Origin of the sequence: Amycolatopsis camponoti (assembly GCF_902497555.1) — a bacterium.
In the GTDB taxonomy this organism is placed as follows: Bacteria; Actinomycetota; Actinomycetes; order Mycobacteriales; family Pseudonocardiaceae; genus Amycolatopsis; species Amycolatopsis camponoti.
Genome location: NZ_CABVGP010000004.1, coordinates 368,167 through 393,186, shown reverse-complemented (window position 1 = coordinate 393,186; position 25,020 = coordinate 368,167). Strand labels below are relative to the sequence as shown.

At 72.3% G+C, this 25,020-nt stretch carries 9 protein-coding genes; 4 read left to right on the top strand and 5 right to left on the bottom strand.

Annotated features, from left to right (window positions below):
- Positions 1 to 185 precede the first annotated feature (185 nt).
- The 4 genes from AA23TX_RS48745 to AA23TX_RS48730 form a co-directional block, all read right to left on the bottom strand.
- Entirely contained in the window at positions 186 to 395 is a 210-nt protein-coding gene (locus AA23TX_RS48745) for an MbtH family protein (protein ID WP_155549842.1), read from the bottom strand.
- Between the two features lie 11 nt (positions 396 to 406).
- Positions 407 to 1,432, bottom strand: a complete 1,026-nt coding sequence (locus tag AA23TX_RS48740) for an ABC transporter substrate-binding protein (protein WP_155549841.1) — start codon at positions 1,430 to 1,432, stop codon at positions 407 to 409.
- Between the two features lie 97 nt (positions 1,433 to 1,529).
- Positions 1,530 to 1,940 (bottom strand): aspartate 1-decarboxylase, encoded by a 411-nt coding sequence (panD, locus tag AA23TX_RS48735; RefSeq protein WP_155549840.1) that lies wholly within the window; start codon positions 1,938 to 1,940, stop codon positions 1,530 to 1,532.
- An 80-nt stretch (positions 1,941 to 2,020) separates the two neighbouring features.
- The gene (locus tag AA23TX_RS48730) at positions 2,021 to 20,068 is read right to left on the bottom strand and encodes a non-ribosomal peptide synthase/polyketide synthase (RefSeq protein WP_155549839.1); all 18,048 of its coding nucleotides are present in this window, start codon (positions 20,066 to 20,068) and stop codon (positions 2,021 to 2,023) included.
- A 135-nt stretch (positions 20,069 to 20,203) separates the two neighbouring features.
- Between AA23TX_RS48730 and AA23TX_RS48725 the strand changes: the two genes are divergently transcribed.
- The 4 genes from AA23TX_RS48725 (at position 20,204) to AA23TX_RS48710 (ending at position 23,726) form a co-directional block, all read left to right on the top strand.
- Positions 20,204 to 21,241, top strand: a complete 1,038-nt coding sequence (locus AA23TX_RS48725; protein WP_155549838.1) for a FecCD family ABC transporter permease — start codon at positions 20,204 to 20,206, stop codon at positions 21,239 to 21,241.
- Between the two features lie 78 nt (positions 21,242 to 21,319).
- On the top strand, positions 21,320 to 22,372 hold the full coding sequence (locus tag AA23TX_RS48720; protein ID WP_155549837.1) for a FecCD family ABC transporter permease: 1,053 nt from the start codon (positions 21,320 to 21,322) through the stop codon (positions 22,370 to 22,372).
- A gap of 4 nt (positions 22,373 to 22,376) precedes the next feature.
- The gene (locus AA23TX_RS48715; protein WP_155549836.1) at positions 22,377 to 23,180 is read left to right on the top strand and encodes an ABC transporter ATP-binding protein; all 804 of its coding nucleotides are present in this window, start codon (positions 22,377 to 22,379) and stop codon (positions 23,178 to 23,180) included.
- A gap of 60 nt (positions 23,181 to 23,240) precedes the next feature.
- On the top strand, positions 23,241 to 23,726 hold the full coding sequence (locus tag AA23TX_RS48710; RefSeq protein WP_155549944.1) for a DinB family protein: 486 nt from the start codon (positions 23,241 to 23,243) through the stop codon (positions 23,724 to 23,726).
- Here the strand turns inward: AA23TX_RS48710 and AA23TX_RS48705 are convergent.
- A complete protein-coding gene (locus AA23TX_RS48705) occupies positions 23,713 to 25,011 on the bottom strand; it encodes a lysine N(6)-hydroxylase/L-ornithine N(5)-oxygenase family protein (protein WP_155549835.1) in 1,299 nt (432 codons plus the stop codon). The genes AA23TX_RS48710 and AA23TX_RS48705 overlap by 14 nt on opposite strands.
- Between the last annotated feature and the right edge of the window lie 9 nt (positions 25,012 to 25,020).

Here is a 25,020-nt window from a genome sequence, read left to right as displayed (position 1 = left end):
TCGTGCACACGGGATTCGCGTGCTCCGGACCGGATCCCGCGGCATGACGCGTGTCCGGCGGGGCATCTCGCGTGATTGAAGAGGCATCACGTGTGATTGGAGGGGCATCACTCGTGATTGAGGGGTCGACACACGCGAAAAGCGCCGGGAGCGGACCAGCTCCCGGCGCTTTCCTCGGAGAAGGGTCAGTCGTCCATCGCGTCGGCCAGGGACTTGGGCCGCATGTCCGTCCAGTTCGCTTCCACGTGGTCCAGGCACTCCTGGCGGCCCGACGGGCCGAACGCGACCGTCCAGCCGGCCGGGACCTCGACGAACTCCGGCCACAGGCTGTGCTGGTTCTCCGCGTTGACCAGCACCAGGTACGTACCGGACGGATCTTCGAACGGGTTGGTCATGCCAGGCCTCCTCAGGCGGTGATGTCCGTGCGGGCACCCTTGACGACCTCGGTCAGCTTCCGGATGACCGGGGCCGCGAGCACCGGGTTGAACCGGGGTTCGGTCGACCAGTCGGCGAGCTGGCTCGCCTTGACGGCGGGCAGCTGCGCCCACGTCGGGATCGCCGCCAGCTGCGGGCGCGACAGCGCGTACGTGCGGCTGTCGGTCAGGATCAGGTCGGCCGGGTACTTGCCGGCCTGCTCCCAGCTGAGCGTCTCGAAGTAGTCGTCCGTGCCGGCGCCGTTGACGATGTCCAGGCCCAGGTCGCGGTAGTACGCCAGGTCCGCGAAGAACTCCGGCTTGCAGACGTACAGGTTGTCCTTGTCGCTGGACACCACCAGCACCTTGAGGCCCGGCTTGGCCTTGATGGCGGCCTTCAGGTCGTCGGACGCCTTCTGGAAGTCTTCCTTGCCCTTCTTGATGACGTCGGAGTTCGCGTCGCCGCCCAGCGCGACCGCGAGCTGCTCGTAGCGCTCGATCACCTTCGGCAGCGTGACCTTGTACTCCGACATCGCGACGATCGGCGCGACCTGCTGCACCTTGGGGCCGAGGTCGTCCTTGAGCACCCACAGGTCGGTCGGCTTGGCGCCGGTGAGCCCGGTGATCACCAGGTCCGGCTTGGTCGCGGCGAACTTCTCCATGCTGAAGTCGTCCCACGCGTTGCCGATCGACGTCACGGCGCCGAGGTCGATGTTGCCGGCCTGGATCTCCTTGCCGCCGTCGGCCGTCTTCTGCGGGCCGAACACGCCGACCGGGCGGACGCCGTAGTCCCACAGCGCGGCCGCGGAGCTGACGTAAGCCACGACCCGCGTCGGACGCTGGTCGCGCGCGGCCTTCTGCCCGCGGTCGTCGGTGAACTCCCACGGACCGGAGGACGCCGGGGCGGCCTTGTCGTCACTGCTGCCACACGCGACGAGGGCCACGGTGGCGGCCAGCCCGCCGGTGCCGATCAGGAATCCACGCCGGCTGAACCCGGCACCGCCTTGAAACACGGACATGAGAACCTCTCGCCGAACTTTAGGATAGGCACACCTTATTTAGGGCAGCCTGTCAAAAGCAACCGCCGCAACCGTCCTGTGTCCACGCCCACCCGGGTCAGCCGCGGCCGGACAGCTGAGCCTCCGCGCCGGGCACCGGCTCGGCGGGATCGTGTCCCAGGTGGACCTGGCGGTTGTCCGCGTCCACGTGCACCACGCGCGGCCGGTGCCCCGCGCGCTCGGCCTCGTCGACCTGGGCGTAGGTGATGATGATGACGAGGTCGCCGGGGTGCACCAGGTGCGCGGCGGCGCCGTTGACGCCGATGACTCCGGAGCCCGGCTCGCCGGTGATCGCGTAGGTCTCCAGGCGGGCGCCGTTGGTGATGTCGACGACCTGGACCCGTTCGCCTTCCACGATGTCCGCGGCGGCCATCAGCTCGGCGTCGATCGTCAACGAGCCGACGTAGTGCAGGTCGGCCTGGGTGACGGTCGCCCGGTGGATCTTGGCGTTCATCAGGGTGCGGTGCACTTTTACCTCGTGTCTCGGGTCAATGGGCTTTCGGGGGCTCCGGGTGGCAGCGCCCCCGACCCGGGGCGAAGCCCCGGATGTCACAGCAGCGCGGCGAGTCCTGCCACGGTGGGGGTACGGAAGAACTCGGCGATCGGGAGCTCGGTCCCGAGCCGCTCGGTGATCCGGTTGCGCAGGACCACGAGCAGCAGGGAATGGCCGCCGAGGGCGAACAGGTCGTCGTCGGCGCCGACGGCGGCGACGTCCAGGACCTCCGCGAAGATCTCGCAGAGGGTCTTCTCCAGCGGCGTCCCGGGTGCCCGTCCGCGGGTTTCGAACTCGGGCACCGGCAGGGCGGCCTTGTCGAGTTTCCCGTTGGGCGTCACGGGGAACGCTTCGAGGGGGACGACCGCCGCGGGCACCATGTACTCCGGCAGCGACCGGGCCACGAACTCCCGCAGCCGCGCGGGATCCGCGGTCGCCGGGGTGGTGTAGGCGACCAGCCGCTTGTCCCGGTCCTCGCGGACGACGACGAGGGCCTGCTCGACGTCGTCGTGCCGCGCCAGGGCCGTCTCGATCTCGCCCGGCTCGATCCGGAAACCGCGGATCTTGACCTGGTCGTCGATGCGGCCGAGGTACTCGAGCTGCCCGTCGGTCCGCCACCGCACCAGGTCGCCGGTGCGGTACATCCGCTCCCCCGGCGGCCCGAACGGGTCGGCGACGAACCGGTCCGCCGTGAGCGCGGGACGCCCGTGGTAACCGCGCGCCAGCCCCGCGCCGGCCAGGTACAGCTCGCCCGGCACACCGGCCGGGACCGGGCTCAGGCCGCCGTCGAGGACGTACGCGCGGGCGTTGTGCACCGGGCGCCCGACCACCGGCCGGTCCGCGTCGGCGAACCGGCCGACGAGCGCGTCCACTGTGGCCTCGGTGGGGCCGTAGAGGTTGTACGCCGCCGTCCCCGGCATCGACCGCAGCTGTTCCCACAGCGTCTGGGACACCGCTTCACCACCGACACCGACGACGCCCAGGGCGCATTTCCCTTCCTCGACGACGCCGGCCGCGGCGAGCTGAGCGAAGTGCGACGGCGTCAGCTCCAGGAAGTCGAGCCCGCGCTCGCGCACCACCGCGGCCAGCCGCTCGGGGTCGCGGCGCGTGTCGTCGTCGACGACGTGCACCTCGTGCCCGTCGAGCAGCCACAGCTGCGGCTGCCAGGAGGCGTCGAAGAAGAACGCCCACGCGTGCCCGACCCGCAGCCGCCGCCCGCCCGCCGCCGCGACCGCCGGGCGGTAGAGCGTCTCGCGGTGACTGTGGAACAGGTTCACCAGCCCGGAATGCGGGATGACGACACCCTTCGGCTTGCCCGTGGACCCGGACGTGTAGAGCACGTACGCCGGGTTCGCCGGCGATGGCGGGGTAAGGACAACGGAACTGTCCACTGTGTCCTCAAGCAGGTCCTCGACGAAGAGCGCCCCGGGAACCGGCGAAGCCAGCGCGCGGCTGGTCAGCACCAGCGCGGCACCGGCGTCGGCGAAGATCGCCGAGATCCGGTCGGCCGGCTGGTCCGGATCCACCGGCAGGTACGCCGCGCCCGTCTTGAACACACCGAAGATCGCCTCGACGACCGCCGCCGACCGCGGCAGCACGAGCGCCACGACCTTCTCGGGACCGGCGCCCTGGGAAGCCAGCCACCGGGCGAGGCGATCCGTCCGCGCCGCGAACTCGGCGAAAGTCACGCTGCCGGAAGCATCGCTGAGCGCCGTCGCGCCCGGCGTCGCCGCCACCTGGGCGGCCAGCCGGTCGACGACCGTCGGCGCGGAGGTCGTCAGCGGCTCACCGCGGCCCCACTCCGCGACGATCCGGTGCCGCTCGCCCGCGTCCAGGACGTCGATCCGGCTCAGCGGCCGGTCCGGGTCCGCGACGACGGCCGTCATCAGCCGCACGAGCCGCTCGGTGAGCGTGCGGGCGGTCCGCTCGTCGAACAGGTCGAGGCTGAACTCGAGGTCGCCTTCGAGGCCGCCGGGGGTTTCGACCAGGTCGAACGACAGGTCGAACTTCGCCTGCCGCAGCCCGGTGTCCCGATAGGACGCGTCGAGCCCGAGCAGCCGCTCCGGTTCCGAGCCCGAGTGGTAGACCGCGAGCATGACCTGGAACAGCGGGTGCCGGGCCAGGGACCGGGCCGGGTTGAGCAGCTCGACGAGGTGCTCGAACGGCAGGTCCTGGTGGGCGTACGCGGCGAGGTCGGCTTCCCGCACGCGGTCCAGGAGGTCCCGGAACGTCGGGTCGCCGGCGGTGTCGGTGCGCAGGACCAGGGTGTTGACGAAGAACCCGGCGAGGTCCTCCAGCGCGTGGTCCGTCCGGCCGGCGACCGGGGTGCCGAGCGGGATGTCGGTGCCCGCGCCGAGCCGCGTGAGCAGCGCCGCGAGGGCCGCCTGCAGCACCATGAACGTGCTGGTGTCGCTGCCGTGAGCCAGGTCCCGCAGGCCGCGGTGGACGTCGGCGGGCACAGTGAACGGCACGGCCGCGCCGCGGTTGGTCGACCGGGCCGGGCGGGGCCGGTCCACCGGGAGCGCCAGCTCGTCCGGGATCCCGGCGAGGGTCTCCCGCCAGAACGCCGCCTGCCGGCCGAGGAGGCTGCCGGGGTCGTCGGCCCGGCCGAACATCTCGCGCTGCCAGAGCGTGTAGTCCGCGTACTGCACCGCCAACGGTGTCCATTGTGGACGCTCACCGCGCAGGCGTGCGGCGTACGCGGCGTCGAGGTCCCGCTTCAGCGGCGGCAGCGACCAGCCGTCACCGGCGATGTGGTGCACCAGCAGCACGAACACGTGCCGCTCGGGTCCGGCCGAGACGAGCGTGGCGCGGACCGGGATCTCGGCGTCGAGCGTGAAGCAGTACGACGCCGCGGCAATGACGCTCTCGTCGACGTCCGCCGCCGTCTCGATGACCAGGACCGGACGCGCGCGGTCGTCACCCGCCGCCAAGACCACCTGCGACGGCGTGCCCTGCTCCTCGACCAGGATCGTCCGCAGGACTTCGTGCCGGGCGACGACGTCACCCAGCGCCGCCCGCAGCGCGCCGGCGTCGACCGGTCCGGTCAGCTCCCACGCCCACGGGATGTTGTAGGTCGCGCTCGGCCCGTCGAGGCGGTCGAGGAACCACAGCCGCTGCTGCGCGAACGAGAGCGGCAGCACCTCGGGCCGCTCGGCCGGCCGCAGCGCGGGACGGCTCTCGCGGGCCGGGTCGAGCAGCCGGGCCAGGCGGGCCGGCGTGGGTGCGTCGAAGACGGCCCGGATCGGGACCTCGACGCCCAGCAGCGCGCGGATCCGGCTGACCAGCCGCGTCGCCAGCAGCGAGTGGCCGCCGAGGGTGAAGAACCCGTCGTCCGGGCCGACCAGCGCAACGCCGAGGACGTCGGCGAAGAGGTCGCACAGCGCCTGCTCGGCCGGCGTGCGCGCCACGCGACCGGACGTCCGGATCTCCGGATCGGGCAGCGCGGCGCGGTCGAGCTTGCCGTTGGCGTTCACCGGGAGCTCCGGCAGGACCACGATCGCCGACGGCACCAGGTACTCCGGCAGCAGCGCGGCGAGCTTCCTCCTCAACTCCACCGGGTCGCCGGACGGCGCGACGTAAGCGATCAGCCGGTCGGCTCGGGCGATCACGGCCGCGCGCGCCACGGACGCCTCGGCCGTCAGCACGGCTTCGACCTCGCCCGGCTCGACGCGGAACCCGCGGATCTTGATCTGCTGGTCCGCGCGCCCCAGGAACTCGAGTGCGCCGTCGCGTCGGCGGCGGACCAGGTCGCCGGTGCGGTACATCCGCTCCCCCGGTTCGAACGGCGACGCCACGAACCGCTCTGCCGTCAGCGCCGGACGTCCGAGGTAACCCCGGGCCAGCCCGGCGCCCGCCAGGTACAGCTCGCCGCGGACGCCTGGCGGGACGGGCCGCAGCGCCGCGTCGAGGACGTACGCGCGGGTGTTCGCGACCGGCCGGCCGATGGCCACCGGCCCGCAGACCTGGGCCAGGCTGTCGCCCGCGACTTCGGAACAGCCGTAGAGGTTGACCAGCTTCGCCGACGGCCACCGGCGCGCGACCTTCTCGGCCAGTGCACCGGTAAGCGGCTCGCCGCTGGTGATCCACGTGGTCACGGCGTCGAACGCGCCGGCCGGGCCGTCCTCGGCGAAGCTGTCGAGGAGGCTCGGGACGACGGTCAGGACCTGGGCGCCGGAGGTGCGCACGAGTTCGGCGAGCGCGTGCGGGTCGGTGGCCGTCGCGTCGTCGGCGAGGACCACCGGGTCGCCCGCAACGAGCCCGCCGAGCAGCTCGGTCGAGCCGTCGATGAAGGTCAGCGCGCTCTTGGCCACGCGCACGCCTTCGGCGACGTCCCGGCCCCAGTGCAGCCGGTTGGCCAGCGCGCGCTGCGTGCCGGCGACGGCCTTCGGGCGTCCGGTGGAGCCGGACGTGAAGATCACGTAGGCCGGGTTGTCCGGGCTGATCACCGGCCAGGCCGGCTCGGGACCGGTGTCGCCGGGCCGGACCAGCCGATCGCCGAAGCCGTCCTCGGCGATCACCAGGTGCGGGCCGGCGTCGGTGAGCATCAGCTCGACCCGCTCGGCCGGGTGGTTCAGGTCCAGCGGCAGGTAAGCGGCGCCCGTCTTGAGCACGGCCAGGAGCGCGACGACCAGGTCGGCCGACCGCGGCAGCGCCACGGCCACCACGCGTTCCGGCCCCGCTCCCCGCGCGAGCAGGGCCCGGGCGAGAGTCGTGGCCCGCGTGTCCAGTTCCGCGTACGTGAGGCTCTCGGAACCGAACACCAGCGCCGTGGCATCCGGGGTACGGGCCACCTGGGCCGCGAACAGGTCCGCCGTCGTTTCCGCGGGAAGGGGCGTCGCGGGGTCGGCGGCGAGCTGGTCGCGTTCGGCGTCGGTGAGCAGGTCGACCGCGCCGATCCGGGTGTCCGGATCGGTGACGACGGCCCGCAGCAGCGTACGGAGCCGATCGAGGATCGCTTCGACGCTCGCGCGGTCGAAGACGTCGCTGTTGTACTCCGCCGTGCCGCGGATCCCGGCCTGGTGGCCGGGCCGCTCGCCGACGAAGAACGTCAGGTCGGCGCGGGCGGTGCCGGTGCGGACCGGTTCCTCCGCGACGGTCAGGCCGGGCAGCGCGAGGTCGGCGACGGCGTTGTTCTGCCAGGCCAGCATCGTCTGGAACAGCGGGTGGTACGCGAGCGAGCGCACCGGGTTCAGCGTCTCGACCAGCCGCTCGAACGGGACGTCCTGGTGGGCGTAGGCGTCGAGGCTGCGGTCCCGCACGCGGGCGACGAGGTCGCGGAACGACGGGTCGCCGCCGGTGTCCACCCGCAGCACCAAAGTATTGACGAAGAACCCGACGAGGTCGTCGAGGGCCTGGTCGGTCCGGCCGGCGATGGACGTGCCGAGCGGGATGTCGGTGCCCGCGCCGAGCCGGGTGAGCACGGCGGTGAGCCCGGCGTGGACGACCATGAACACGCTGGCGCCGCACGCGCGGGCCAGCTCGACGAGTCCACTGTGGAGTTCGGCGTCCCAGCCGAACGCGAACTGCTCGCCCTGGTAGGAGGCCTCGGCCGGGTGGGGCCGGTCGGTCGGCAGCTCGATCCGTTCCGGCAGGTCCGCCAGCGCGTCACGCCAGTAGGCCAGCTGCGGTTCGATCACCGGCTCGCCGAGGACGTCGCGCTGCCAGAGCGTGTAGTCCGCGTACTGCACGGGCAGCGGAGACCAGTGAGGAGTGTCTCCGGCTTGCCGGGCGGTGTAGGCCGTCGCGAGGTCGCGCCACAGCGGCGCGGTCGACCAGCCGTCCGAGGCGATGTGGTGGAACACCAGGACGAGAACGTGCTCGCGGGTACCGAGCCGCAGCAGCTCGGCTCGCAGCGGGATCTCGGACTCCAGCTCGAACACCGTGCGAGCTGCTTCGGACACGGCGTCCGCCAGCGTGGTGCCGGTGACCGAGCGGGTCGGCAGCGGGATCGTGACGTCGTCGAGGATCCGCTGGCGGGGTTCGCCGTCGATCTCAGGGAAGACCGTGCGCAGGGCTTCGTGTCGTTCGACCACATCGGACAGTGCGGCCTTCAGCGCGTCGACGTCGAGGTCGCCGGTCAGCCGGACCGCGGTCGGCATGTTGTAGGTCGCCGACGGGCCCTCCAGACGGTGGAGGAACCACAGCCGCTGCTGGGCGAACGACAGCGGCAGCACCTCCGGCCGCGGCTCGGCGCGCTCCAGTGCGGGCCGAGCGGCTGAGGAGTCCGAAGTGGACAGCAGGGTGGCCAGGCCCGCGACCGTCGGGGTTTCGAACACCGACCGCACCTGCAGCTCGACGCCGAACACCGCGCGCAGCCGCGCGACCAGCCGCGTCGCCATCAGCGAATGCCCGCCCAGGGCGAAGAAGTCATCGTCGACACCGATCGAGGCGGTGTCCAGGACCTCGGCGAACAGTCCGCAGAGGACTTCCTCGACCGGCGTCCGCGGCGCCCGGCCGGCCGCGACCGTCTGCTGGTCCGGGCTCGGCAGCGCACGGCGGTCGAGCTTGCCCGAGGCGAGCAGCGGCAGCCGATCCAAGACGACGAACGCCGACGGCACCATGTACTGCGGCAGCCGGTCGCGGACGTGCGCCCGCAGCGCCGAAACCAGGGCGCTGGTGTCCCGCTGCCCGGCCGGGTGGTTGCCCAGCGTGGCCAGGGCGGCGCGCACCGGACGGGCGCGATGGATGCGCGTCGGCTCGCCGGTGGTGAAGACGACTTCGAGCATGCCTTGCCGCGCCGGTGCCGCGTAGACGCGGTAACCGAGATCCCGCAGCTTCTCGATGTCCACTCCGGACGGCTCGGCGTCCAAAGCGGACAGTGCCGCATCGGCGTCGCCTTCGGCGAGCGCGGCGACCGCGGCCAGCTCACCGGACAGCCGTGCGTCCGGCACCCCCGTGACCCGCAGCCGCGCCGGGCGTTCGGCCAGCAGCCGCTCCAGCTCGTCGAGTGTGGTGAACGCAACGACGGTTTCCTCGACCGGCTCCGGCTTCGGAGCCTTCCGCAGGACGACGTCGTAGCGGTGCCGGGTCAGCTCGTTGTGCGCGTGCCCCCGCTTCATCCGGAGGTCGACGTCGTCGAAGCCGTCCAGCTCCCGGGCCAGCGCGCCGAAGAAGTCCGGGTCCAGCACGAGTTCGCCTTCGCGCGCGATGGCCTGGTCGACCGCGGCCGCGCTCCGGCGACCGTGCCGCAGCTCGGTCGCCGTCCGGAACGCCCGCAGCGAGCGCAGGTTCCGGATGTCGCCGAGGAAGATCACCCCGCCCGGCCGGACATGGGCAGTCACCGTCCGGATGACCTCGGCGAGGTAGTCCACGCTCGGGAAGTACTGGGCGACGGAGTTGATGATCACCGTGTCGAACGGCTCGTCCGGGAGGTCGCCGAGATCGTGCGCGGGGCGGGCCGCCACGTGGACCTTGTCCGCGAACGACGTCGCCGCGAGTTCCCGGCGGAGGTTGGCGATCGCCTTCTCGGACAGGTCGACGCCCCAGTACTCTTCGGCGTCCGGCGCGATCCTGGAGAGGATCAAACCGCTGCCGACGCCGATTTCGAGGACCCGCTTCGGCTTGAGCGAGCGGATCCGGTCGATCGTCGCCGCGTGCCACTCGCGCATCTCGCCGAGGGGGATCTCGGTGCCGTCGTAGCTGGAGTTCCAGCCGGTGAAGTTCTCCTCCAACCCGCCGGTCGCCGCTTCGGTGAAGACGTTCTCGTGCAGCTCGCGCCACTCACCGACGTGGTCCAGCTCGGCCTCTTCGTCGCGGCCGGCCGCCGGGACGGCGTAGGCGATGAGCCGGCCGTCCCGCGCGAGGACGACGGACTGCCCGACGGCCGGGTGCTCGGTGAGCACGGCTTCGATCTCGCCCGGTTCGATGCGGTAGCCGCGGATCTTGACCTGGTCGTCCGCGCGGCCCAGGAACACGAGCCGCCCGTCCGGCCGCCATTTCACCAGGTCACCGGTGCGGTAGAGCCGTCCGCCCGAACCGAACGGGTCGGCCACGAACCGCTCCGACGTCAGCGCGGCGCGCCCGAGGTAGCCACGCGCCAGACCGGACCCGGCGAGGTAGAGCTCCCCCACCACGCCCGGCGGGACGGGCCGCAGCCCGGCGTCGAGCACGTACGCGCGGGTGCCCGGGTCGGGGATGCCGATCGGGACGACGGTCGCGTCCGCCAGCTCGACGGGGTCGCTCTCGCCGAGTGTCGAGTTGGTGGTCGCCTCGGTCGGGCCGTAGGCGTTGAACATCCGGCGGCCCGGCGCCCACCTTTTGACGAGTTCGGGCGAGACGCGCTCCGTGCCGGCAAGCAGGACGCTGTCGCGCGGGAGATCGCAGTCCGCCGGCATGGCGTCGAGCAAAGCGGGCGGGAGGATCATGAAGTCCACCGCGTGCTGGTGCGCGTACTCGGTCAGCGCGGGCCCGGCGACCCGGCGCTCGGCCGGGACCACGACGAGCCGTCCGCCGGACAGCAGGCCGAGGCACAGGTCCCAGAACGCGACGTCGAAGCTCGGTGACGCGAACTGCAGCACCCGGCTGTGCGGGCCGATACCGAACCGCTCGACCTGGGTGGCGACGAGCTTCGCGACACCCGAGTGCTGGAGGACGACACCCTTCGGCCGTCCGGACGAACCGGATGTGTAGATCACGTAGGCCGCGTTCTCCGGCCGCACCCCGACGGCCGGATCCTCTGTGGACATCCTGTCGAGGGCCGCGTCGTCGAGGAGCACGCGAGGGACACCCGCGGGCAGTTTCGCGTCGATCTCGCGGGTCGTCACGACGCAGACCGGGCGGGCGTCCTCGACCATGTAGGTGATCCGGTCGCCGGGGTAGTCGACGTCGATCGGCAGGTACGCGGCACCGGCCTTGAGGACGGCCAGCTCCGCCACGATCATCTCGATCGACCGTGGCACGGCCAGCGCGACGACCCGCTCCGGCCCGGCGCCGCGTTCGAGGAGCCGGTGTGCGAGCCGGTTGGCGCGGGCGTTCACCTCGGCATACGTCAGCTCGACGTCCTCGAAGACCAGCGCGATCGCGTCCGGCGCCTCGGCGACGCGGCGGGCGAACAACCCGGGGAACGTTTCGGTCCCCGCGGGGTCGAGCGAGCCGGCCCACTCGTTGAGGACGCGGTCGCGCTCATCCCCGTCGAGGAGGTCCAGGGCGCCGACCGGGCGGTCCGGCTCGGACAGCGCCGCGCGCAGCAGCACTTCCAGGCGGCGCAGGATCGCGTCGGCGCCCGGGTGGTCGAAGACGTCGGCGTTGAACTCCAGGACACCGGCGATCCCGGCGTCGCGCTCGGTCAGGGAGATCGCCAGGTCGAACTTCGACGTCCCGGTGGTCACCGGGATCTCGGTGACGGTCAGGCCGGGCAGGGTGACGTCGGCGCGGGTGGTGTTCTGGCCGGCGATCATCACCTGGAACAGCGGGTGGTAGGACAGCGACCGCACCGGGTTGAGCACTTCGACCAGGCGCTCGAACGGGACGTCCTGGTGGGCGTACGCGTCGAGGTTGCGGTCGCGGACGCGCGCCACCAGGTCGCGGAACGACGGCTCGCCGCCGGTGTCGACGCGCAGCACCAGGGTGTTGACGAAGAAGCCGACGAGGTCGTCGACGGCCTGGTCGGTTCGCCCGGCGATGGGCGAGCCGATCGGGACGTCGGTGCCCGCGCCCAGCCGGGTGAGCAGGGCGGCGAGGGCCGCGTGGACGACCATGAACACGCTCGCGCCGGACTCCCGGGCCAGCTCGGTCAGGCGGGCGTGCAGCTCGGCGTCCCAGGTGAAGGTGTGCAGTTCGCCGCGGAAGGTCGCGGTCGCCGGGTGCGGGCGGTCCAGGGGCAGCTCGATGCGGTCGGGAAGGCCGTCCAGGGTGTCGCGCCAGTAGTCCAGCTGGGTGCTCAGCACGCTGTCCGGGTCGTCCTCCGCGCCGAGCAGATCCTGTTGCCACAGCGTGTAGTCCGCGTACTGCACCGGCAGCGACGTCCACTGTGGAGTCTCGTCGGCGCGCCGGGCCGCGTAGGCCGTGGCGATGTCACGCCAGAGCGGGGCCATCGACCAGCCGTCGGAGGCGATGTGGTGGAACACCAGGGCCAGGACGTGTTCACGCTCGCCCAGGCGCAGCAGCTCGACGCGCATCGGCGCGTGACGTTCCAGGTCGAACGAGCCGCGGACCAGCCCGGTCAGCGCGGTGTCGAGGCCGGTGACGTCCCGCACGGGCAGGTCGATCTCTCCGGCCGGGAGGACGTCCTGGTACGGAACGCCGTCGTGCTGCGGGAAGCGGGTCCGCAGCGCCTCGTGCCGGGCGACCACATCGGACAGTGCGGTGCGCAACGCCGGGACGTCGACCTCGCCTTCGAGGCGCATGATCAGCGGGACGTTGTAGGTGGCCGACGGGCCTTCGAGGTGGTGCAGGAACCACAGCCGCTGCTGCGCGCCGGACAGCGGCACGAGCGCGGGCCGGTCCCTCGGGACCAGCGCGGGCCGCGCGGTCCCGGTGCTGGCGCCGACCAGCGCGGCGAGGCCCGCCGCGGTGGGTGTCTCGAAGACCGACCGGACTTCCAGCTCGGCGTTCAGCGTCGTGCGGATGCGGGCGATCAGCCGGGTCGCCAGCAGCGAATGGCCGCCGAGGGCGAAGAAACTGTCGTCCGGGCCGACCCGCGGGAGGCCGAGGACGTCGGCGAACAGCTCGCACAGCTGCCGTTCGGCGGGCGTGCGCGGCTCGCGGTCCGACGTCGGCGCGATGGGGTCGGGCGACGGCAGGGCGCGGCGGTCGAGCTTGCCGTTCGCCGTCACCGGGAGCTTGTCGAGGACGACGATCGCCGACGGGACCATGTGCTCCGGCAGCCGGTCGGCGGCGAGGGTGCGCAGGTCCGCGGTCAGGCTGCTGATCCGGCGGAAGCGGCCGGGATTGCCGGTGTAGGACAGCAGCGGGCCGGCGCCGGGCCGGAACGCGCCGGCGGGGTCGCCCGTCGTGAAGAGGACGTCGACCGAGCCGTCGCCCTCGGCGGACCAGGTGACGACCGTGCGGTAGCCGTGCGCGTCACCGAATGCGTACCAGTCTTCGGGGTTCACCCCGCCCGGCGCGGTGCGGCCGTTCGGAACGCGTTCGATCCGGCTGGGACCGGCAACCTCGTCCACAGTGGAGAGATCGGTACCCCACGCGAGCGTCGGGACGTCGGGCACCGCGGCCGAACCGGGGCGCAGGACCACGTCGTAGCGGTACTGGGTCAGCTCGTTGACCGCCCGGCCGCGCTTGACCCGGATGTCCGCGGTGACCTCGTCGAGCCCGGCGAAGAACTCGGGCGCGACGAGGAGTTCCTTCTCCCGCAGGAGGTTCTGCTCGACGTCGCCCCCACGCGCTTCGGCCACCGCCGTGTGAAAGGCGCGGACCTGGCGGAGGTCGCGGACGTCGCCGACGAACAGCGACCCGCCCGGAGCGAGTAGCTCGAGGGCCCCGCGCAGCACCTCCAGCAAGTACGTCCCGCTCGGGAAGTACTGGACAACGGAGTTCAGCACGATGGTGTCGAAGAATCCGGACGGCAGGCCGGACAGGTCCGCGGCGTCGCCGGTGCGCAGTTCGACGCGATCGGCGAGCACGGGGTCGGCCTCGACCCGGCGGCCCAGCGAAGCGATGACCTCGGCGGAGAAGTCCGTGCCCCAGTAGGACTCGCAGTCCGGGGCCAGCTCGGTCAGCAGCAGGCCGGTCCCGACGCCGAGTTCCAGGACGCGCCGCGGGTTCAGGTCGCGGATCCGCGTGACGATCGCGTCCCGCCACTCCCGCATCTCCGCCCGCGGGATCGGCTCGCCGGTGTAGCTGGAGTTCCACCCGGCGAACTCGTCCTCGGCCGCCGAGTACATCGAGTCGTACAGCTCGCGCCACTCGCCGACCTGCTCGGTCTCTTCGTCCGGCGTGCTCGCCGTGCCGGCGGGCATGACGTACCCGACCAGCCGGACGTCACCCGGGCGGTCCTCGCGCGCCACGACCACGGCGTGCGCGACGTCGTCGTGCGTGGCGAGGGTCGCGGCGATCTCGCCGGGCTCGACGCGGAAGCCGCGGATCTTGATCTGCTCGTCGCCGCGGCCCAGGAATTCGAGGACGCCGTCGGGGCGGAAGCGGGCGAGGTCGCCGGTGCGGTACATCCGCGTTCCCGGCTCGAACGGCGAAGCGACGAACCGCTCCGCGCTCAGCCCGGGACGGCCGAGGTAGCCGCGGGCCAGCTGAACACCGGCGAGGTACAGCTCACCGGCGGTACCCGGCGGCACCGGCCGCAGGGCGGCGTCGAGGATGTAGGTCCGGGTGTTCCACACCGGACGTCCGATCGGGACAGCCGGGTCTTCGGCGGACGTCCGCCACGAGGTGACGTCGACCGAAGCTTCCGTCGGGCCGTAGAGGTTGTGCAGCTCGGCGTCGAGGACCTGGCCGAACTGGACCACCGCGTCGGCCGGCAGGGCTTCGCCGCTGCACAGGACCCGGCGCAGGCTCGTGCACTCCCCCGCGGCCGGCTCCTGCAGGAACACCTGGAGCATCGACGGGACGAAGTGGACGGTCGTGACCCCGTGGTCGCGGATCAGCCGGGCGAGGTAGGCCGGGTCCTTGTGGCCGTCCGGCCGGGCGACGACCTCGGTGGCGCCGGTGATCAGCGGCCAGAGGAACTCCCAGACGGAGACGTCGAAGCTGGACGGCGTCTTCTGCAGCACGCGGTCGTCGCCGGTCAGGCCGTACTCGTCCTGCATCCAGAGCAGCCGGTTGACGATGCCCGCGTGCGGCACGACGACGCCCTTGGGGCGGCCGGTCGAGCCGGACGTGTAGATGACGTACGCCGGGTTCTCCGGCCGGAGCACGACGTCAAGGGGGGCGTCCGAGACTCCGTCGAGAAGTTCCGGGTCGTCCGGGCGGACCGCGTGCGGCAGGTCGTCGCCGGTCGCCAGGACCAGCGCCGGAGCCGCGTCTTCGAGCATGAACGCGATGCGCTCCGCCGGGTAGCCCGGGTCGAGCGGCAGGTAGGCCGCGCCCGTCTTCAGTACCGCGAGGATGGCTGTGACCAGGTGCGTCGACCGCGGCAGGGCCAGGGCGACGACGCGCTCGGGGCCGGCACCCCGCTCCGCGAGGACGCGCGCGAGGCGGTTCGAGACGGCGTCCAGCTCGGCGTAGGTCAGCTCTTCGTCCTCGAACACGAGCGCCGTCGCGTCCGGCGTCCGCGCGACCTGGGCGGCGAACAGCTCGGGCACGGTGACCGCGGGGACGTCCTCGACGGCGCCCGACCAGACCGCGGGCAGGGCCTCGCGTTCCGCCGGGGTGAGGACGTCGAGGCCGCCGAGCCGGCGATCCGGTGCGGAGACGACCTGGCGCAGCAGACTTTCGAGACGGCCGAGCAGGCCGGTCACGGTGGCGTGGTCGAAGACCTCGGCGTTGAACTCGGCCTGGCCGTGGAGGCCGTCGGCACGCTCGGTGAAGGAAAACCAGAGGTCGAACTTGGCCGTGCCGGTGCCGACGGGCCGCTCGGTGACGGTCAGCCCGGGCAGTTCGACGCCGGCGCCGGGCGTGTTCTGCCAGGCGAGCATGGTCTGGAACAGCGGGTGGTGCGCGAGCGAGCGCGCCGGGTTCAGCGCTTCGACGAGCCGCTCGAACGGGACGTCCTGGTGGGCGTACGCGTCGAGGCTGCGTTCGCGCACCCGCGCCACGAGGTCGCGGAACGACGGATCGCCGCCGGCGTCCACGCGCAGGACCAGGGTGTTGACGAAGAAGCCGACGAGGTCGTCGAGCGCCGGGTCGGTCCGGCCGGCGATCGGGGTGCCGATCGGGATGTCCGTGCCGCCGCCGAGCCGGGACAGCAGCGCGGTCAGGCCCGCGTGCACGACCATGAACGGGCTGGCGCCGCAGGCGCGCGCCAGGTCGGCCAGCCCGGCGTGCAGACCCGCGTCCCAGGTGAAGGTGAAGAACTCGCCGCGGTAGGCCGACACCGCGGGGTGCGGCCGGTCGAGCGGGAGCGGGATGCGCTCGGGCAGGCCGTCGAGCGCGGTACGCCAGTAGCCGAGCTGGACGGCCTCTTCCGTCTCCAGGAGATCGCGCTGCCAGAGCGTGTAGTCCGCGTACTGCACCGGCAACGGCGTCCACTCGGGAGCTTCCCCGCGCAGCCGGGCGCGGTAGGCCGTGGCGATGTCGCGCCAGAGCGGGGCCAGCGACCAGCCGTCGGCGGCGATGTGGTGCACGACGAGGACCAGCACGTGGCGGCGCGCGTCGACGGTCAGCAGCGTGGCCCGCACCGGCACGCCGGCGCCGAGGTCGAAGACCTCGCGGACGAGCGTGTCCACTTCGGATTCCACATCGGACACCGTGCGAACGGTCAGCTCGACCTCGGCGTCGGCCAGAACCTGCTGGTACGGCACGCCCTCGGCGGTCGGGAACACGGTCCGCAGCGCCTCGTGCCGGTCGAGGACGTCGGGCAGGGCCGCCCGCAGCGCCTCGACGTCCAGCTCGCCCGCGAGCCGCATGACGAGCGGGACGTTGTAGGTCGCCGACCCGCCTTCGAGGCCGTGCAGGAACCAGAGCCGCTGCTGCGCGAACGACAGCGGCAGCCGCTCCGGCCGCTCGGTGACGCGGGTGAGCGGACGCCGCTCGGTGCCGGTCACCGCCCCGGCCAGCAGGTCAGCCAGCGCGGCCGGGGTCGGCGCGTCGAACACCGCCCGCACCGGCACCTCGGCGCCGACCGCCGCGCGGATGCGCTGGATCAGCCGCGTCGCCAGCAGCGAATGCCCGCCGAGGGCGAAGAAGTCGTCGTCCGGGCCGGCCTGCGACACGCCGAGGACGTCGGCGAACATCTCGCACAGCAGCTGCTCGACGGGGTTGCGCGGCGCGCGGCCCGGCCCGGCGGCGAACCGTTCCGGGCTGGGCAGGGCCTTGCGGTCGAGCTTGCCCGAAGCGAGCACGGGCAGCTTGTCCAGCACGACGAACGCCGACGGCACCATGTACAACGGCAGCCGGTCTCGCACGTGCGCGCGCAGCGAAGCCACCAGCGCGCCGGTCTCCCGCCGGGCCGCCGGGTTGTTCGCGTACGACGCCGGCGTGCCGGTCTGCCGTCCGGGGCGGTAAGCGGGACCGTCATCCCCCGTCGAGAAGACGGCTTCCAGCTCACCGCCCTCGGGAGCCCACGTCACCGCCACCCGGTAGCCGGCCCGCGCACCGAGCCGGTGCAGGGCTTCCGGGTCGACGCCGTCGCGGCGGCCCAGGGCGGCCAGTGCCGCCTCGGCGTCCCCATCGTCCAGCGCACGCACGGCCGCCAGCTCGCCGGACAGGCGCGCGTCCGGCACCCCGGTGACGCGCAGCCGTTCCGGCGTCTCGGCGGCCAGGAACCGTTCCACCGCGGCGAGATCGCCGTACGCCACGACCTGTTCGGCGGCCGCGGCCGGCGTCGGCGCCTTGCGGAGGACGACGTCGTAGCGGTGCCGGGTCAGCTCGTTGTGCGCCTCGCCGCGCTTCACCCACAGGTCGACGTCGTCGAAGCCGTCCAGGCCCCGGGCCAGGGCCGGGAAGAAGTCCGGGTCCAGGACCAGCTCGCCCTCGCGGGCGATGGCCTGGTCGACCGCCGCGACGTCGGCCCGGCCGTGCCGCAGCTCGACGGCGGTGCGGAACGCCCGCAGCGAGCGGAGGTTGCGGATGTCGCCGAGGAAGATCGTGCCGCCGGGTCGCACGAGACCCGCCGCGGTCCGGACGACCTCGGCGAGGTAGTCCGCGCTCGGGAAGTACTGCGCGACGGAGTTGATGATCACCGTGTCGAACGGCTCGGCCGGCAGCTCGCCGAGGTCGTGGGCGGGGCGGGCGGCGAGGTGCACGCGGTCGGCGAACGGCGTCGCGGCGACCTCGCGCCGGACGTTCTCGATCGCGCTCTCGGACAGGTCGACGCCCCAGTACGTCTCGGCGTCCGGCGCGATCCGGGAGAGGATCAAACCGCTGCCGACCCCGATTTCGAGGACCCGCTTCGGCTTGAGCGAACGGATCCGGTCGATCGTCGCCGCGTGCCACTCGCGCATCTCGGCGAGAGGGATGTCGGAGCCGTCGTAGCTGGAGTTCCAGCCGGCGAAGTTCTCCTCGATGCCGGTGGACCCGGCGAGCATTTCCTCGTGGACGGCGTGCCACTCGGCGACGTGACCCTGCTCGGCCGACCGGTCGGGGACCGGCACGGCGTAGGCGACGAGCTGACCGTCCTGCGCGACGACGACCGACTGGCCGACGCGCGGGTGCTCGGCGAGCACCGATTCGATCTCGCCGAGTTCGATGCGGTAGCCGCGGATCTTCACCTGGTCGTCGGCCCGGCCCAGGAAGACGAGCCGGCCGTCCGGCAGCCACTTCACCAGGTCACCGGTGCGGTAAAGGCGACCGCCGGAGCCGGAGGGGTCGGCCACGAACCGTTCCGCCGTCAGCCCCGGCCGTCCCAGATATCCCCGGGCCAGGCCGGATCCGGCGAGGTACAGCTCGCCGACGACGCCGACCGGGACCGGCGCGAGCGACGCGTCGAGGACGTACGCGCTGGTGCCCGGGTCCGGGACGCCGATCGGCACGGCCGAGCCGGGCGCGATCTCCGGGTCGCACAGCCCGAGCGTCGAGTTGGTGGTGGCTTCGGTCGGGCCGTAGGCGTTGAACATCCGCCGTCCCGGCGCCCACCGGCGCACCAGCTCCGGCGACACCCGCTCGGTCCCGGCCAGCAGGACGCTGTCGCGCGGCAGGTCGCAGTCGTCGGGGAACTCGGCCAGGAGCGCGGGCGGCAGGATCATGAAGTCGACGCCCTTGGCGTGCGCGTAGTCCGCCAGCTCGGGGCCGGGCACGCGCCGCTCGGCGGGGACGATCACCAGGCGCCCGCCGGAAAGCAGGCCGAGGCACAGGTCCCAGAACGCGACGTCGAAGCTCGGCGACGCGAACTGCAGCACCCGGCTGTGCGGGCCCACCCCGAACCGTTCGGACTGCGTCGCGACGAGCTTCGCGACCCCGGCGTGGGACACGACGACGCCCTTGGGCCGGCCGGTGGAGCCGGAGGTGTAGATGACGTAGGCCGCGTTCGCCGGGACGATCGCCGCGGCGGGGTCCGTGTCCGGCGCCGCGTCGAGGTCGAGCTCTTCGAGAACGACCGCACTCTCGAAGTGCTCCGCCAGTTCGCCGGTGGTCAGCACGCACACCGGGCGGGCGTCACCGACCATGAACGCGATCCGCTCGGCCGGGTAGTCCGGGTCCAGCGGCAGGTAGGCGGCGCCGGCCTTGAGCACGGCCAGCTCGGCCACGACCATGTCCAGGGAGCGCGGCACGGCCAGCGCGACCACCCGTTCCGGCCCGGCGCCGCGCCCGATCAGGACGTGGGCGAGCCGGTTCGCGCGCGCGTCCAGCTCGGCGTAGGTCAGTTCCTCGTCCTCGAAGACGAGCGCCACGGCGTCCGGGGCTTCCGCGACGCGGGCGGCGAACAGCTCGGGCAGCGTCGACGGCGGCGCGTCGAAATCGGTGTCGTTCCACTCGCGCAGGATCTGCCGCAGTTCCGGCTCCGGCATCAGGTCCAGGCGTTCGACCGGCCACTGTGGACGCTTCCGGGCATCGGCCAGGAGGTGGCCCAGGTGCCCGAGCATGCGGTCCACTGTGGACTCGTCGAGGACGTCGGCGCGGTAGTCGACGACCAGCTCTTCGCCGTCGATACCCAGGTTCACGTCCAGGGGCAGGTCGGTCTCGGCGCCGAAGCCGACGTTGACGACCACCGATCCCCCGCGCCCCGGCTCGGGCTCGACTTCGGCGACCAGGTCGTCGAACGGCACTCGGTGGGCCAATGCCTCTTCACGCGCGTCACGCACCCGCTTGACGACGTCCGCGAACCCGGGCGAGCCACCGAGATCGACCCGCAGCGGCACCAGCGAGCCGATGCCCAGGACGACGTCGGCGGTTCCCGCGTACCGGGAAAGCAGCACGACGAAACCCGCGAGGAGCGTCAGCTCATCGGTACCCGGCCGCGGCCGGGTCAGCCGCGCCGGGACCGCCCGAGCCGGGTACGGCCGGTCGATCGGCAGCGGGAGCTCCTTCGGCGCCGAGGCGAGGCTGTCACGCCAGAATCCGAGCTCCGCCACCTGCTGCACAGCGTCACCGTTGCTCACCGGTAGACCAGCCTCCCGCTGCTCAAGATGCCCGGATCCGGGCTTGGACTTAGGGCAACCTAACAAACCGAGGGTGAGAATGCACTGCTGTACCATCGGTTAGCCTTACCTAAATGGGTACCAGTCGGAGGTGCGGTGCGAACAGACCCCGGAGGGATCGCTCTCACGCGACGCCCGCCACACACGGGCCGCGCGCTCGGCCTCCTGGCCGCCCTCGGTGTCCTCGTTCTCCTGTGCCTGCTGAGCGTCTGGCTGGGCTCCAAGGAGATCTCGTTCGGTGCCGTCTGGCAGGTGCTGTGGCACGACGACGGCTCCGCGGACGCGGTGATCATCCACAGTGTCCGGATGCCGCGGACGCTCCTCGCGGTCCTCGTCGGCGCGGGTCTCGGGCTGGCCGGCACGGTGATGCAGGCGCTCACCCGCAACCCCCTAGCCGACCCGGGCCTGCTGGGCGTCAGCGCCGGGGCCGCGTTCGCCATCGTGTTCTCGATCACCGTGCTGGGGATCAGCTCGCTCTACGGCTACATCTGGTTCGCCTTCGCCGGCGCGCTCCTCGCCACGGCCGTCGTCTACTACCTCGGCACGCGCGGGCGGGCCGGGTCGAGCCCGGTCAAGCTCGCGCTCGCCGGGGCCGCCGTCACGGCGCTGCTCTCCTCGTTCACCAGCGCGATGGTGCTGTCGGACCCGGTAGCGCTCAACCGCTACCGCTTCTGGTCGGCCGGCTCGCTTTCCGGCGTCGACGCGACCGCGTTGCTGCAGGTACTGCCGTTCCTCGTCATCGGCGTGGTGCTGGCGATCGCGAGCGGCCCCGCGTTGAACAGCCTCGCGCTCGGTGACGACGTCGCGATCGCGCTCGGCCGGAAGCTCGGCCCGCTGCGGCTGCGGGGCGCGCTGGCGATCACCCTGCTGACCGGCGCCGCCGTCGCCGTCGCCGGGCCGATCGTGTTCCTCGGCCTGATCGTCCCGCACGCGGTGCGGTTCGTGGTCGGGCCCGACCACCGGTGGCTGCTGCCCTACACCGCGATCCTCGCACCGTGCCTGCTGCTAGCCGCGGACATCCTGGGCCGGATCGTGGCGCGGCCGGGCGAGATCCGCGCGGGCGTGATCGTCGCGTTCCTCGGCGCGCCGTTCTTCATCTACCTGGTCCGCCGCCGCAAGCTCGTGGAGTCCTGACATGAGCGAGCGTGCGAGCGAATCGACCAACACTGCGCCTTCGGCTCAGGCCGCGCCGAGCGTCAGCGAGGCGTGCGCATGAGCCTGCGGCAGATCCGGAGCGACCGCGTCACCTTTCGCGCCGGTTCGGTGTCCGGCCGGGTCCGGCCCCGGCTGCTGCTCGTCTCCGTGATCCTCGCCGTGCTCGCGTTCGTGCTCTTCTGCGTGGGCATGACGATCGGCGACGTCCCGATGACCGTGTCCGACGTCCTGTCCGGCCTCTTCGGCGGCGGCGACAGCGGAAACGGCTACATCGTGCAGGAACTGCGGCTGCCCCGGGCGCTCACCGGGCTGCTGGCCGGGCTCGCGTTCGGCGCGTCCGGTGCGGTGTTCCAGACCATCACCCGCAACCCGCTGGCCAGCCCGGACATGATCGGCATCAACGCGGGCGCGGCGACGGCCGTGGTCGCCGGGATCGCGTTCGGCTTCGGCGGCGGGCTCGGCACCACCACGCTCGGCCTCCTCGGCGGCCTGTGCACGGCGCTGCTGGTCTACGCGCTGGCGTGGCGGCGCGGCACCACCGGCTACCGGATCCTGCTGGTGGGCATCGGGATCTTCGCGATGTGCACCAGCCTGACCGACTACCTGCTGAGCAAAGCGCAGATCACCGACGCGCAGGCGTCGATCGGCTGGCTGGTCGGCAACCTCGCCAACCGCGGCTGGGAGCACGTCGTCCCGCTGTTCTTCGCGCTCCTCGTGCTGTTCCCGCTGGTGCTGGCGCTGTCCCGGTGGATGCAGACGCTGCTGCTCGGCGACGACGTGGCCGCCGGGCTCGGCACGCCGGTGCAGCCGGTCCGGCTGGGCCTGCTGCTGGCCGGTGCCGGCCTGGTCGCGTTCGCGACGGCGTCGGCGGGCCCGATCTCGTTCGTCGCGCTGACCTCGCCGCAGATCGCGCAACGGCTCGCCAAGCTGTCCTCGCCGCCGATCACGGCGTCCGCGCTCACCGGCGCGGTCGTGGTGCTGGGCAGCGACATCATCGCCCGCTCGCTGACGGCGTCGGCGCTCCCGGTCGGCATCGTGACCGGCGTGCTCGGCGCCCCGCTGCTGCTCTGGCTGCTGGCCAGGGCCAACCGATCCGGCTCCGGAGGCTGAGAAGATGACACCGTCGCTTCGGGTGCGGGACCTGCGCGTCGCCTACGACGACCGCGTCGTCATCGACGGCCTCGACCTCGACATCCCGGACGGCCAGGTCACGGCGATCGTCGGGCCGAACGCGTGCGGGAAGTCGACGCTGCTGCGCACGCTCGCCCGGCTGCTCACGCCGAAGTCGGGCGGGGTGTACCTCGACGGCCGCTCGATCCACGACCTGCCGACGCGCCAGGTCGCCCAGCGGCTCGGGATCCTGCCGCAGTCCCCGGTGGCCCCGGAAGGCATGACGGTGGCCGACCTCGTCGGCCGCGGCCGTGCCCCGCACCAGAGCTGGTGGCGGCAATGGTCCACATCGGACGAAGGCGCGGTGCGGGACGCGCTGGAAGCGACGTCGATGACCGACCTGGCCGACCGTCCGGTGGACGAGCTTTCCGGCGGCCAGCGGCAACGCGCGTGGATCGCGATGGCGGTCGCGCAAGGCACGCCGGTGCTGCTGCTGGACGAGCCCACGACCTACCTCGACCTGGCCCACCAGATCGACGTGCTCGACCTCGTCGTCGACCTCAACCGCGGCGAGGGCCGGACGGTCGTGATGGTGCTGCACGACCTGCCGCAGGCCTGCCGCTACGCCGACCACGTGATCGCGATGAAGTCCGGGCGGATCGTGGCCTCGGGCAAGCCGGTCGAGGTCATCACCGAGGAACTGGTGGACGAGGTCTTCGACGTCCGCTGCCAGGTGACGCCCGATCCCGTGAGCGGAACGCCGATGGTGATCCCGATCAGCCGGCACCACCCGGCACCGGTCGACTAGCGCTATCCTGGGCTCTCTCGCCGATTCCGGCACTCTCCCCGTTCCAGGAAGCTGATGCCCGTGTACGTGCTGCCCGAAAAGACCCTCGGCCCCGAGCGTGACCTGCTCGAAGCCATGCTCGACCGCAACCGGCTCGCCCTCGTCGAGAACGCGCGAGGCCTGTCGGAAAGCGACGCCCGGCAGCGGCTGGTGCCGTCCCTGACCACGCCGATCAGCCTGGTCAAGCACGCCGCCGTCGCCGAGCGCCGCTGGTTCCAGTGGCTGGTGGCCGGCCTGGACGAGTCCGAGTGCGACGGCCCTTCGACTCCCGGGGACGCCAGTTTCGCCGTCGCCGAAGACGAAACCGTGGCCGACGTGATCGCCGAGTACGAGCGGACGAGCGCGCGCTCCCGCGAGATCGCCGCGGGCCGCTCGCTCGACGACCGGTGGACGCACCCGGTCGTCGGCGAGGTCAGCCTGCGGTTCATCTACCTGTTCCTGATCGAGGAGTACGCCCGCCACACCGGCCACGGCGACATCCTCCGGGAGCAGATCACCGCGCGCTGACGGCGTACTCCCCTTCAGGCGCCTCGACGAGCCGTCGGTCCACAACGGACTGCAGGATCTCCCCCACCCGCACCGCGGTGTTCGACAGCAGCGACGACGTGATGCCGTGCGTGTGCTCGGTGCCGCCCTGCAGGTAGATCCCGCCGCGCAGGGGCGGCTCCGTCGTGAGCCGGTAGTCGCGCTCGACGCGCAGGCGTCCTTCGTCGTCGCGCAGGCAGCGGGGGCCGAGCTCGCCGAGCAGCGGGGTCGGGTCGGCGGGCCGGTAGCCGGTCGCGTAGACGACCGCGTCGGCCTCCAGCGTCGTTCGCTCGCCGGTCGTCAGTGACTCGACGGTCACGGTTCCCGCGGCGGTCACCTCGACCGGGCGCGAGACGTTGAACAGCCGCAACCGTTCCACGCCCACGACCTTCTCGCGGTACGTCCGGCGGTACAGCTCGTCGATCAGGTCGACGTCGACGGCCGAGTAGTTCGTCGCGCCGTGGTAGCGCATCAAGCGGTCCTTGACCGGCTCGCCCGCGCGGTAGAACTGGTCGACGGCGTCCGGGTCGAAGATCCGGTTGGCGAACGAGCTGTCGTCGGCCGGGCTGTAGCCGTAGCGCGCGAACACCGCGCACACCTCGGCGCGCGGGAACTCGTCGTGCAGCAGCGCGGCGACCTCCGCGGCGCTCTGCCCGGCGCCGACCACGACGAACCGCTTCGGATCGCGGTCGCGCAAGGCGTCCACGCGGAACAGCAGCTCGCTGTTGTGCCAGATCCGGTCGCCGGCGGTGACGCCCTCGGGCAGCTGGGGCCGCAAGCCCGTGCCCACCACCAGGTTCCGGGCGCGCAGCGACGACCCGTCCGAGGCTTCGACGTCGAAGTAGGCGACCTCCGCGCCGTCGTACACCGGCTTCACGGCGACGACCTCGGTGCCGTAGGAGACGACGTCGTCGACCTTCGCGGCCGCCCACTCGAAGTAGTCGTGGAACTCGACGCGCAGCGGGAACAGGTTCTTGTGGTTGATGAAGTCGACCAGCCTGCCGGCCGCGTGCAGGTAGTTGAGGAAGCTGAACTCGCTGGTCGGGTTCCGCATGGTGACCAGGTCCTTGAGAAACGACACCTGCATGGTCGCGGTGTCGATCAGCATCCCGCGGTGCCAGCCGAAGCGCGGCTGCCGTTCGAGGAAGTGCGCGGTCACCGGCTCGCCCGGGCCCGCGTTGTGCTCGGCCAGAGCGATCGCGAGGGCCAGGTTCGACGGTCCGAAGCCCACGCCGACGATGTCGTAGATCGGGACCTCTGCAGCCATGTTGCTCCC